8 protein-coding genes and 1 tRNA gene are annotated in these 12,317 nt (G+C 74.3%); 7 read left to right on the forward strand and 2 right to left on the reverse strand.

Annotated features, from left to right (window positions below; genetic code table 11):
* Positions 1 to 73: 73 nt before the first annotated feature.
* Positions 74 to 1,057 carry an AAA family ATPase gene (locus ACN20G_RS17485; RefSeq protein ID WP_424213723.1) on the reverse strand — a complete coding sequence of 328 codons (984 nt, stop codon included), beginning with the start codon at positions 1,055 to 1,057 and terminating at the stop codon, positions 74 to 76.
* Positions 1,058 to 2,720: 1,663 nt separating this feature from the next.
* A tRNA-Arg gene (locus ACN20G_RS17490) sits at positions 2,721 to 2,793 on the reverse strand.
* Positions 2,794 to 3,160: 367 nt separating this feature from the next.
* Between ACN20G_RS17490 and ACN20G_RS17495 the strand changes: the two genes are divergently transcribed.
* The 7 genes from ACN20G_RS17495 to ACN20G_RS17525 all read left to right on the forward strand — a co-directional run bounded on the left by ACN20G_RS17495 (position 3,161) and on the right by ACN20G_RS17525 (position 12,291).
* A complete protein-coding gene (locus tag ACN20G_RS17495; protein WP_424213724.1) occupies positions 3,161 to 4,804 on the forward strand; it encodes a dynamin family protein in 1,644 nt (547 codons plus the stop codon).
* Positions 4,805 to 4,896: 92 nt separating this feature from the next.
* Positions 4,897 to 7,020 (forward strand): GTPase, encoded by a 2,124-nt coding sequence (locus ACN20G_RS17500; RefSeq protein WP_424213725.1) that lies wholly within the window; start codon positions 4,897 to 4,899, stop codon positions 7,018 to 7,020.
* A gap of 229 nt (positions 7,021 to 7,249) precedes the next feature.
* Positions 7,250 to 7,666, forward strand: coding sequence for a single-stranded DNA-binding protein (locus ACN20G_RS17505; protein ID WP_424213726.1), 417 nt, complete (start codon positions 7,250 to 7,252; stop codon positions 7,664 to 7,666).
* Between the two features lie 209 nt (positions 7,667 to 7,875).
* Positions 7,876 to 9,141: a TQXA domain-containing protein gene (locus tag ACN20G_RS17510; protein WP_424213727.1), complete on the forward strand. Its 1,266-nt coding sequence runs from the start codon at positions 7,876 to 7,878 to the stop codon at positions 9,139 to 9,141.
* 187 nt (positions 9,142 to 9,328) lie between these two features.
* Positions 9,329 to 10,993 (forward strand): energy-dependent translational throttle protein EttA, encoded by a 1,665-nt coding sequence (gene ettA / locus ACN20G_RS17515; RefSeq protein WP_424213728.1) that lies wholly within the window; start codon positions 9,329 to 9,331, stop codon positions 10,991 to 10,993.
* A gap of 16 nt (positions 10,994 to 11,009) precedes the next feature.
* Complete coding sequence (locus tag ACN20G_RS17520) at positions 11,010 to 11,468, forward strand: acyl-CoA thioesterase (RefSeq protein ID WP_424213729.1); 459 nt, start codon at positions 11,010 to 11,012, stop codon at positions 11,466 to 11,468.
* Between the two features lie 145 nt (positions 11,469 to 11,613).
* The gene (locus ACN20G_RS17525) at positions 11,614 to 12,291 is read left to right on the forward strand and encodes a hypothetical protein (protein WP_424215555.1); all 678 of its coding nucleotides are present in this window, start codon (positions 11,614 to 11,616) and stop codon (positions 12,289 to 12,291) included.
* The last annotated feature ends 26 nt before the right edge of the window (positions 12,292 to 12,317 follow it).

Here is a 12,317-nt window from a genome sequence, read left to right on the forward strand (position 1 = left end):
GCGGGCCGACGCTCGGGATGCCGTTCGGTGCGTGCTCCGGGAGCGGTGGGTGGCACGCGAACGTGCACGCCCGTCACCGGCCACCTCCGCCGAGAACCTCGCGGGCCGCGTCAACGCGGGCGATGGCCGCGCCGAGCCTGTTGTCCACCACGAAGTGGGGGCCCCGGGGGCGGAATCGCGGGTCCAGGCCCTTCGCGTATTCGTCCCAGGATTCCGTCTTCCCGGTGTCCCGCGCGGCGCCCCGGAATTCGATGTGCTCGCGCATGGAATCGGGATCGCACGCGACCCAGACGAAAGCCGCGGAAACCCGTCGGGAGCGACAGTGGTCCTGAAACCGTCGCATCCAGTCCGCCCGTGCGAACTCGGCGATGAACGGCGCGTCGAGAATGGTCGACGTACCGCCGCCGAGATTGTCCCACGCCGCGTCCAGCAGACAGCGGTATTCGAGCGGGCGGACCTTTTCCCGGTACAGCTCGGAGGCCCGGTCGTGGGCCTCGCCGCCGAGGGCGACGAGGAGCCGGTCGACCAAGGGGCGGGTGAGGGAGTCCTTGTCCAGCACCGGCCACCCCGTGAGCCCCCCGAGGAACCTCGCGAACTCGGACTTCCCCGAACCGGCGTACCCACCGACCAGAAGCACGACCGGCCCCCCGTCCCCGCCGCCACGCCCCCTCCAGGCGTCGAACACCGTGTCCTGCAAGGCCCGAGGCTCGACAGCGCCGGAACCGCCCTCCACGACGGCGAGCGCACGCCGAACGACTCCGTCCGGATCCCGGGGACCCGAATCGCCGGCGACCTCTTCCCCGGGAAGGACCGCACGGAACCCCAATCGGCCTTCATCACGTCGATACAGCAGGCAGTACGCCCGCCGATGATGGGGCCCCGGTCGAAACCGCCCTTGTTCATGGCCCGATATGGTTCGGACATCCAAGTCGATGTCGAAGGAATGGCGCTCCGAGATCTCACGAAGCCTCTCCGCGACTTCTTCGACGCTCAGCCCGAACTCCTGGCGGTGCCGCCGAAGAAGTTCAGGCTTCCAATCCGGGCGACGATCTGTCATTTTCCCCTCCCGAAGAGCGTGAACACCCCTGTGAAACGTGATGGTGCGTGAACGGGCGAGCGGGTGGTGCGCTGTCGGCCCGCCGATCGAAAAGCGAAAGCGCGCACATGAATCAGGGTCGGTGTGCGGGCCGCAACTCACGCCCCCCGAACAACCGCCGCGGGCCTCCCTCCCACCCGCACCCGAACGCTGCCCGCCGCCGAGCCCCTCCAGTCGTCCCACACGGCGAAACCCAGGACGGCCGACCCAACAGATCCGCGCCGCGCGACACAAGCAACGCGGCGCGTGGCCACTGACGGCATACCGCCGGCACGGACCACACCCGACCCGACCGCCCGCGCTCCGGCACGTACGCGGCCTGACCATTCGTCGGGGGCCGGACTTCGACGGTGCTGATTGACCCGGGGCGGGCGGCCGCCCTCCCCGCACTCGACCTGACCAGTGAAAACAGCCCTTGAGGGGCCTTCTGGAACAGCGCCCCGGCAGCACTCGAACCTGAGGCCAAGCGCTTGGAGAGCGCCTTGCCCACCCCACCACCCGGCCGGGCCGCCCCTTCGCCACGTATTCACCACGATCCCGGCGAAAATCCGCGACGATGCCGGTGCGGCCCCCAGCAAAGCCGCACCCCACCCACACCAAGAAGGCGAGGGAAGCCTCGACTGCCCGTATCGCCGGAGTCGGCAATCCTTCCCAAAAACACCCCCTCGCCCCTACAAACCCGCAGGTGAACCGCTCTGCTCCCCGCACACGCGGGGATGAACCCGCTTGGTTCTGTTCCGCCAGGCCGCTGCCCCACGGCTCCCCGCGCGGGCGGGGATGGCTTTTCGGGGCTGCCGCGTCATCGGTGACGCGCCTGCTTCCCGCGCCTGCGTGTGGTTCCCGGCTCTGATCCGTCCCCGGTGGATGGCGAGGGACCCGGGGTGGCCGGTGCCTGCGCGCCCCCGGCCCGAGGAGGCTGTGGCCGTGTGGGTGGGGGATGTGGTGTTGGTCGCCGAGGGGGTCGGTGATCGGTGGTGCGGGTTCGCGTTTCATACCGTGGAACGCCGGGTCGCGAGTAACCGGACCGGCGAGGGGCGGGCGCACGGGGTTCGGCAGCTCAAGGGGTGACCCGCGTCGTGTCCGGGCCACCGGTGGTCATCGCGAGCCGGCGAGGGGCCGGGGGCGGGGACCGGCTGTTTCCCCGGAGAACGGGGCGGGGCGGGGGCTCGCCGGGGCTGTTGTCCGGTGGGCTTGGTGTGGCGCGTGGTGGGGGGTGCTGGGCGTGTACGCGTGCGTCGCCCCGGGGGGAGGGTCCGCGATGTGGGGCGCGGTGGGTTCGCCGAGTGGCTGAATGACGGCATCTTTTCGGCGCGGGTCGCCTACCGGACGGGGAGCGCCGTTGCCGTTCCGCCGGCGACGTACGTCGGGTGTGTCGAGGGGCGGCTTTCGGGCCTGGAGCGGCCGATGGGGGCTTTGGGGGGCCTGCCCGCGCTGCCGCGACGGGGCGTGGCGGGGTGGTGGAGGTCCCCGCGTGTTCACCGCGGTGGGTCGCCGGGGGCCGGTTTTTGTCGGTGCCGGGCGGGCTTCTCGGGGGTGGAGGCGGGGTGGGCGCGGGGGCTTGCTCGCTCTGCCCGTACCCCCCCTGAACAGCGGAAAAGGACCCTTGCGGGTCCTTTTCGGTGTGCGCCCCCGGCAGGACTCGAACCTGCGGCCAAGCGCTTAGAAGGCGCCTGCTCTATCCACTGAGCTACGGGGGCCGGATGGTGGCCGGGGTGCCGGCCTGGAGCCCCTCGGCGGGGTGGGGCGGTGCGGGTGGTGCGGTCCGTGCCGGGTCAAGGATAGGGCTCCGGTCGCCTTGTCCCGGTTGCTTCCCCCGCGTGCCACGATGTGGAGGTTCGGTGAAGCGGTCCCGATAATCGCAGGCAGGTGCGATTCCCGCAGCGCTTTTGCGCCGCCGTGGCCGACGTGTTGTGCACTCGTTATGCCGCCGCCGTGACCTCGCCTCATTCGTCCGGCCCATCGTGGATGTCCCATTGGCGTATTTCCGGAGTGGCGTGCGGCGCGTGCAGGGCGTATAAGCTTCAAAAAAGGTCACAAATTGGGCATTCTGCGCATGTGGTGACCTTGGATGTACGGCCTCAGCTCATCGACGCCCTTACCGCCCTGCGCGACCGGGTCGCCTCGGTGCGGCTGCCGCTGCCGCTGCCCGGGGCCCCGCGCGCCCGACAGACCCGGGCCGAACTGCTCGCCCAACTCGACGACTGGCTCGTGCCCCGGCTCAAGGCGCCCGAGGCGCCGTTGCTCGCGGTCATCGGCGGGTCGACCGGAGCGGGCAAGTCCACTCTCTTCAACTCCCTCATCGGACGCCGGGTCAGCGAGGCCGGGGTGCTCCGGCCGACCACCCGCGTGCCCGTGCTCGTGTGCCACCCCGACGACCACCACTGGTTCGCCGGGCTGCGCGTCCTGCCCGACCTGATGCGGATCCGGGACCCGGAGGAGTCCGAGGAGCTGATCCCCCTCGGCGGCCCCGGGCGGCCCGCGCCGCGCGTGGAGGAGTCCGACGCCGGGCTCGACGGCACCCCCCGGCCGGGGCCGCGCGAGTTGCGCGTGGAGACCGTCGCCGCCCTGCCGCGCGGCCTCGCCCTCCTCGACGCCCCCGACATCGACTCCCTCGTCGTCGAGAACCGCACCCTGGCCGCCGAGCTGATGTGCGCGGCCGACGTGTGGATCATGGTGACGACCGCCTCGCGGTACGCCGACGCCGTGCCCTGGCACATCCTGCGGACCGCCCGCGACTACAAGGCCACCCTCGTGACGGTCCTCGACCGGGTGCCGCACCAGGTCCTCGCCGAGGTCTCGCGGCAGTACGGCGCGCTGCTCACCCGCGCCGGCCTGGGGGAGGTGCCCCGGTTCACCGTGCCCGAGCTGCCCGAGTCGGCGGGCGGCGGCGGGTTGCTGCCGGCCTCCGCCGTCGCGCCGCTCCAGGAGTGGCTGGCCCATCACGTCACCGATCCGGCCGCCCGCCAGTACGCGGTGGCCCGGACCGCCGGCGGGGCCCTGGACTCGCTGCGCCGCCGGATGCCGGAGCTGGCCTCCGCCGTGGCGGCGCAGCACGCCGCGTCGGTGCGGCTGACGGCGGCGGTGGAGAACGCGTTCCGCACGGAGGGCAAGCGCGTGCGCACCCGCCTCGACCAGGGCGCCGTCCTCGCCGGCGACGCCCTCACCCGCTACCGCGGCTACCCCCTGGACACCACCGCCGACGAGTTGCTCGACGCCCTCGCCGAGTCGCTGACCGCGCTCGTGCAGTGCGCCGTGGCCGCCGCCGACGAGCGGATCGCCGACGCCTGGCGCCGGGAGCCGGCCGCCGCCGCCGTGCCCGCCCCGGCCCCCGACCACGAGGCCGGGGAGCGGATCGGGTTGGCGGTGCGCCGGTGGCGCCGGGTGTTGGAGGAGCTCGCGGAGGAGGAGGTCGCCGGCCTGGACCGGCAGCCCGCCCCGTGCCCGGACGCGATCGCGGCGCTGCTCGTGGCCCGGTTGCTGGGCGGACGGCGGGCCCGGCTCGCCGGGGAGAAGCTCGCCGATCGGATGGGCGCGCAGGCGGCCCTGCGCCTGCGGGACAAGGGCACGGAGCTGATGGCCGAGCACCTGGAGCGGGTGTTGCGGGCCGAACGGGACCGACGGCTGGCGCCGTTGGACGAACTCGACGTGGCGCCGGAGCCGCAGGCGGAGCTGATCGCCGCGCTGTCCCGGCTGCAACGGGAGCGGTGAGCGGCGTGGACGTGAACGTGGATGTGAACGTGGGCGCGGGTGTGGTGAGTGGTGGCGGACGTGGACAGCGGAGTGGAGAGGGGAGCCGGCGGATGGCGCGTACGGAGCACACGGAGCGGACGGGACGCGTCGAGGACGGCGCGGAGGACGGGGCCGAGGGCGGTGGGCGCGGCCGGTGGGACGACGGGTTGATCGCCCGCCGCGCCGATCCGGCCGGCCGCGAGGCGCCGCCGGCGCGGGGCCCCGTCCTGCCCGAGGCGGCCGATCCGGACGGGTGCCGGATCGGGGACGCCGACGACAGCGAGGAGGCCCTCGTGCGGGTGCTGGCCGCGCCGCCGGCCCGCGCGGGCGCACGGTCGGCCGCCGGGCGCCCGGGCGCGGGGCGTGCGGACCGGGTGCGGGTGCCGGCTCCGGCGGTGGGCCCCGAGGGGCAGCTGCTGCGGGCCCGGCTGGACGCGCTGCGCCAGCTCGTCGCGCTGTCCCGGACCCGGCTCGACGGGCGCACCCTCGCGGAGGCGGGCCGGGTCCTGGACGAGGCCGCGACCCGGGGCGGGCTGTCCCCGCACCACACGGTGGTGGCCGTCGCGGGCCCCACCGGGAGCGGCAAGTCCACCCTCTTCAACGCGCTCGCCGGGGTGCAGATCTCCGAGACCGGCCTGCGCCGGCCGACGACGGCCGCGCCGCTGGCGTGCAGCTGGTCCGACGGGGCGGCCGGGTTGCTGGACCGGCTGGAGATCCCGGGCCGGTTGCGGCGCCGGCCCCGGGAGGGGGCGGACGCGGGGGCGCTGCGCGGGCTGGTGCTCGTGGACCTGCCGGACCTGGACTCGGCGCTGGGCGTGCACCGCGAGCACGTGGACCGGGTGTTGGCGCTGGTGGACGCCGTGGTGTGGGTGGTGGACCCGGAGAAGTACGCCGACGCCGTGCTGCACGAGCGGTACCTGCGGCCGCTGGCCGGGCACGCCGAGGTGTCGTTCGTGGTCCTCAACCAGGTGGACCGGCTGCCCGGGGACGCCGCCGACCAGGTCCTCGACGACCTGCGCCGGTTGTTGGACGAGGACGGGATCGCGGTCGGCGAGCACGGCGACCCGGGGGCCACGGTGCTCGGGATCTCGGCGCTGACCGGGGACGGGGTGCCGGAGCTGCGCGAGCTGCTGGCCCAGTTCACGCAGGAACACGGGGCGGCGACCCGGCGGATCTCGGCAGATGTGGACCGGGCGGCGGTGCGGCTGCGGCCCCTGTACGTGGCGGACGGGCACCCGGTGCCGGAGATCGGGGAGGCGACCCGGGCCGAGTTCGAGGACCGGCTGGCGGAGGCGGTGGGCGCGTACGCGGCGGGCCTGGCGGCGGAGCGGGCGTGGCGGCGCAACGCGAACAAGGCGTGCGGCACCCCGTGGCTGCGGATGTGGCGCTGGTACGAGGAGCGGCGGACCCCGCAGCGGCTCAGCGGGCTGGCGGCGCTCGCGGCGATCGGCGGGCGGGGCGGGCCGGGGGCGGCGGAGCCCGCGGAGGGGGAGTCGGAGGTGACGGCGCGGCAGCGGGTGGAGCAGGCGGTGCGGTTGGTGGCGGACGAGGCGGCGAACGGGTTGCCGGACCCGTGGTCTCGGGCGGTGCGGGAGGCGGCGGCGCGGGGCGCGGAGCGGCTGCCGGAGGCCCTGGACGAGTTGACGGCGGCGGCGCAGGAGGCGGAGGAGGAGAACGAGCGCGGGCGGGGTCGCGGGCGCGGTCGGGGCCGGCGTCGGGGTCGGGGCGGTGACGCGGGTCCGGCGACGGGCACGGGCGCCGGCACGGGCACGGGTGTGGCCGGTGGGTCGGGTGGGGCGCGGGCGGCGGTGCGGGGCGGGCCGGTGCGGCCGCCCCGGCCGAAGTGGTGGCCGCTGGCGGTGCTGACGCAGGTGTCGATGACCCTGTTGCAGGTGCTCGGGGGGCTGTGGCTGGTGGCGCAGATCGCGGGTCTGACCGAACCGAAGCTGCTGCCGCCGGTGCTGGTGATGCTGGTGGGGATCGTGGGGGGTCCGCTGGTGGAGTGGGCGTGCGCGGTGGGGGCCAGGGGGCCGGCCCGTCGGTACGGGGCGGAGGCGGAACGGCGGTTGCGGGAGGCGGCGGCGGGGGCCGGGCGGGCCCGGGTCCTGGAGCCGGTGGCGGCGGAGCTGCTGCGGTACCGGGAGGTGCGGGAGCAGTTCGCGGCGGTGGCGAGGTTTTCCACAAGCAGCCGGTAATCCACAGGCTCCGACGGGTTCGCGCGCGGGGGTTCATGCTGGTCCGTGACGGGCCGGCCGAAGGGTCGACAGGCGGTCGATCGTCCGGTCCGTCACGGACCTTCGTCGTGTCCGGCGCCCGTTCGTGGGGTCGTCGGGGGCGGACGGAGGACGCACGGATGTACGGGTGCCGGGGGCCGGTGGGGCCGCTCGGGGGTCGCGCGGGCGCGGCGGCGGAGAGGAGCGCGGGATGTGGTGGGGTGCGACGTACGTGACGCTGGTGGGCTGCGCGGCCACGGCGGTCGACTTCCGGGACGCGCCGTCCGGGCCCTTGGCCCGGTTCCGGTTGGCGGTCTCGCCGCGCGTGCTGGACCGGCGGAGCGACACCTGGTCCTCGGCCCCGACCAGCTTCTACACGGTGTGGATCAGACGGGCCCTGGCACGTCACGCGGCGAGTTCCGTTTCGATCGGGGACCCGCTGGTGGTGCACGGCAGCCTGCGGGTGTGGTCGGGGCGCGGGGAGGAGCGGGGCGGGGCGGAAGCGGTGGTGGACGCGATGACGGTGGGGCACGACCTGAGCCGGGGGACCTCCGCGTTCCGCCGGGCCCCGGGGCGGAGCGCGGCGCCGGCGCCGCTGACGGAGGTTCAGAAGGGGTCGGTGGGGTGAGTGTTCGACAACGCTAGGATTCCCCGGAACTCACGGACATCAGGGCTTTTGGCCCGAAGGGGAAGACTGTGTCCATTGCCGTACCCGCACGTCCCGTACCCGCCGAACCCGATCCCCGGGAGCCCTCCCGCCCACCGCTCGGGGCGGCCTCCGAGCCCGCGGGCGCGCCCGCCGACCGCCCGGGGCGGGGTGCCGGGGCGGCTCCCCGGGTGCCCGTTCAGGCCCGGTCGGGGGAGGAGCGGCCGAGTCCGTCGGGGCGGGTGTCGGGGCGGCGTTCCCTCGCGGTGGCCCTGCTCGCGGCGGCGCTCACCGCGGCCCCCGGAGCGGCCGCGGTCGCCGACGTGCCCGACGCCGCCGGGGGCGGTGCCGGGCGCACGGAGGGGGCGGCGGCCGTCCTGGACGGTCTCAAGACCTACGGCCAGGCGGTGCTGCGCGACGAGGCCGGCGACAGCCGGCGGATCCCGGCCGGGCTCTACGAGATGCGCGTCGAGGGCGGGGGCACGCTCCAGACGTACGGGGTCGGGCTGGCCGGGTTCGCGCAGCCGCAGGAGCGGTACGTGGAGACGCCGTGGAGCGGCAGCCCGCTGGCGAAGAACGCGGAGGCCGGACGGATCCGCTGGGTGCTGGAGCACTCCTACCCGCACCTGAACGACCTGGCCGGACTCGCGAAGGCGGCGGGAGCGGGCGCGTTGACGGCGGAGAGCGCGGCGGCGGGCACCCAGGTGGCGATCTGGCGGTTGGCCGAGGGCGCGAACGTGGAGGCCGCCGACCCGGGGGCGGAGAAGCTCGCCGACTACCTCCAGCGCTCGGCCCGCCGGCTGCCGGAGCCGCCGGCCTCGCTCGACCTCGAACCGGACCGGGTGACCGGCCCGGCGGGCACCCGGCTGGGCCCGGTGGTCCTGCGGACCGGGGCGCACAACGTGACGGTCACCCCGGACGCGGCGGCCGAGGCGATGGGGGTGCGGGTGGTCGACGGGAAGGGTCGGCCGGTGACGGCGGGCTCGGACGGCACGGAGCTGTGGTTCGAGGTGCCCGCCGGCACCCCCGACGGGGTCGCATCCGTGCAGGTGCAGGGCTCCACGGAGGTGCCCGTGGGCCGGGTGTTCACGAGCGGGGCGCGCACGCAGGCGCAGATCGTGGCCGGGTCCAGCGAATCGGCCACGGCGGCCACCGCCACGGCCCAGTGGCCGCAGCCGCTCGCGGTCGCGACCGGCGAGGGGGCGGGCGTGCGGCCGCAGGGCGGCGTGCCCGGCCGGGAGACCGCGCCGAGCCCGCTGCCGAGCCCGGACCGGCGCCCGGTCGAGGACCTGCTGGCCGACAGCGGCAGCTCGGCGGCCACCCCGGTGATCGCCTCGCTGGCGGTGGGCCTGGTCGTCCTCGGCGGCATGGTCGTCCTCGCCCTGCGCAAGCGCCCCACGGAGCCCGAGCCCCCGGCCGCCCCCGACGGCTCCGCCGCCGGCCCCGGCACGCCCTGACGCCCCGGGCCCCCGGGCCCGGACGGGCTTCGGGCCGGGCCGGGACGGGGCCGGGACCGAAGTCCGGGCCCCCGTTCCCGCCCGGACCGGCCGCGGGCGGGCTGACCACGTGTGTTTCCGCCTGAGGATGGGCGTACGGCAAGATGGGGTGTATCTGCCCACTCCACGATCTGCCGGACGGTTTCTCTTGGCTGAGTACATCTACACCATGCGCAAGGCGCGCAAGGCCCACGGCGACAAGGTCATCCTCGACGACGTGAACTTGAACTTCCTGCCTGGCGCGAAGATCGGTGTGGTCGGCCCGAACGGCGCCGGTAAGTCCACCGTCCTCAAGATCATGGCGGGTCTGGAGCAGCCGTCCAACGGTGACGCCTTCCTCGCGCCCGGCTTCAGCGTCGGCATCCTCATGCAGGAGCCGAAGCTCGACGAGTCCAAGACGGTCCTGGAGAACGTCGAGGACGGCGTCGCGGAGATCAAGGGCAAGCTCGACCGGTTCAACCAGATCGCCGAGGAGATGGCGGTCAACTACACCGACGAGCTGATGGAGGAGATGGGCAAGCTCCAGGAGGACCTCGACCACGCCAACGCGTGGGACCTGGACGCCCAGCTGGAGCAGGCCATGGACGCCCTGGGCTGCCCGCCCGGCGACTGGCCCGTGATGAACCTGTCCGGTGGTGAGAAGCGCCGCGTGGCCCTGTGCCGCCTGCTGCTGGAGGCCCCCGACCTGCTGCTCCTCGACGAGCCCACCAACCACCTCGACGCCGAGTCCGTGAACTGGCTGGAGCAGCACCTGGCCCAGTACAAGGGCACCGTCGTGGCGATCACCCACGACCGGTACTTCCTCGACAACGTCGCCGAGTGGATCCTGGAGCTCGACCGCGGTCGCGCGATCCCCTACGAGGGCAACTACTCCACCTACCTCCAGAAGAAGTCCGAGCGCCTCAAGGTCGAGGGCAAGAAGGACGAGAAGCGCCAGAAGCGCCTCAAGGAGGAGCTGGAGTGGGTCCGCTCCAACGCCAAGGGCCGGCAGGCCAAGTCGAAGGCGCGTCTGGCCCGCTACGAGGAGATGGCGGCCGAGGCCGACAAGATGCGGAAGCTGGACTTCGAGGAGATCCAGATCCCGCCGGGCCCGCGCCTGGGCTCCATCGTCGTCGAGGTCGAGAACCTCTCCAAGGCATTCGGTGACAAGGTCCTCATCGACGACCTGTCCTTCACCCTGCCCCGCAACGGCATCGTCGGCGTGATCGGCCCGAACGGCGCCGGCAAGACCACGCTGTTCAAGATGATCCAGGGCCTGGAGACCCCGGACTCGGGCGAGATCAAGGTCGGCGAGACCGTCAAGATCTCGTACGTGGACCAGTCCCGCGCCAACATCGACCCGAACAAGACCCTGTGGGCCGTGGTCTCGGACGAGCTGGACTACATCAACGTGGGCCAGGTCGAGATGCCCTCCCGCGCCTACGTGTCCGCGTTCGGCTTCAAGGGCCCGGACCAGCAGAAGCCGGCCGGCATCCTCTCCGGCGGTGAGCGCAACCGCCTGAACCTGGCGCTGACCCTCAAGCAGGGCGGCAACCTGCTGCTCCTCGACGAACCGACCAACGACCTCGACGTCGAGACCCTGTCCTCCCTGGAGAACGCGCTGCTCGACTTCCCCGGCGCGGCGGTGGTCGTCTCCCACGACCGCTGGTTCCTCGACCGGGTCGCCACGCACATCCTGGCGTACGAGGGCGAGTCGAAGTGGTTCTGGTTCGAGGGCAACTTCGAGTCCTACGAGAAGAACAAGATCGAGCGGCTCGGCCCGGACGCCACCCGTCCGCACCGCGCCACCTACAAGAAGCTCACCCGAGGCTGAGGCGGCGGGCGAACCCATGGCAAGACACCTCTACCGGTGCCCCCTGCGCTGGTCGGACATGGACGCCTTCGGGCACGTCAACAACGTGGTCTTCCTCCGCTACCTGGAGGAGGCGCGCATCGACTTCATGTTCCGCCTTGCGCCGGGGGAGGGCAGTGACTCCTTCACGGGCGGTTCCGTCGTGGCCCGCCACGAGATCGACTACAAGCTGCCCCTCGTGCACCGTCACGAGCCGGTGCTCGTCGAGTCCTGGGTGACCCGGATAGGCGCCGCGTCCCTGACCATCGGCTACGAGATCAAGGACGAGGCGACGGACGACGGACAGGAGGAGCGCGTGTACGTGCGCGCCTCCACCGTCGTCGTGCCCTACAACCTCGCCGAGGGCCGGCCCCGCCGCATCACCGCGGAGGAGCGCCAGTTCCTGACGAAGTACCTCGACGAGCCCACCGGCCCGGAGGGCTCCCTCGCGGCATGAGGCCGGGGCGGGGCCCGGGATCGGCGACGACCCCGGGCCCCGCCCCCGTCCGTCCGCCCCGGCGCGCCCCGCGCCCCCGTCCCGGGCCCGCAGCCCGCACCCCGTCCGCGAGGAAGGCCCGCCCGTGACCGAAGCGCCCGCGACCGTGATCCCGCTCCGCCTCGCCGACCCCGGGGAGGCCGCCGACCTGGCCGGATTCCTCACCCGCCTGCTCCGCTACGACCGGGCCGCCGCCGTGCGCCTCCAGGCCGCCGCCGGCGGCGGGGCGCTCGCCGTGTTCGGCCGGCCCCCGTCCTTCGAGGTGCTCGCCGTGCGCGCCGTGCGCCTCGCCGAACCCGTCGGCCCGCCCCTGGACCGCACCGTCTCGGCGGGCGAACTGCTGGAGTCGGTGTCCGAGACACGGGCCGAGCTCGGCATCCCGAACGCCGTCACCGGCCCCCCGTGGACCGGGGTGCTGCCCCCGCGCGGCGACTGGGCCCCGCTGCCCGGACTGCCCGCCCCCGACGCGATGGGCCGGGCCGTGGCCGCCGCCGTCGCCGAGTTCCGGGCCCGCGACGAGGCCCTCCCCGAGGAACGCCGCACCCGCGCCGAACGCGACCGGATCGGCCGCGAGATCTGGTCCCGCACCCTGGGCGCCACCGCCCTGCCGCTGCGCGCCGTGCACGCCGCCACCTCGCTGGGCTTCCTGCGGCCCGGCGCGGACGAGGGGGCCGTGGCCCTGCTGGGCGCGGCCGGCTGGCTCCGGCTGCGCACCCCCTACGGCTCCGTCGCAACCCGGCGCACCGCCGGGGGTCTGGGCGACCTGAGCGTGCGCCCCGTCTGAGCCGGCGCGCGCGGCCCGCTCGGCCC

It is taken from the genome of Streptomyces dryopteridis (assembly GCF_049606955.1).
Lineage (GTDB): Bacteria > Actinomycetota > Actinomycetes > Streptomycetales > Streptomycetaceae > Streptomyces.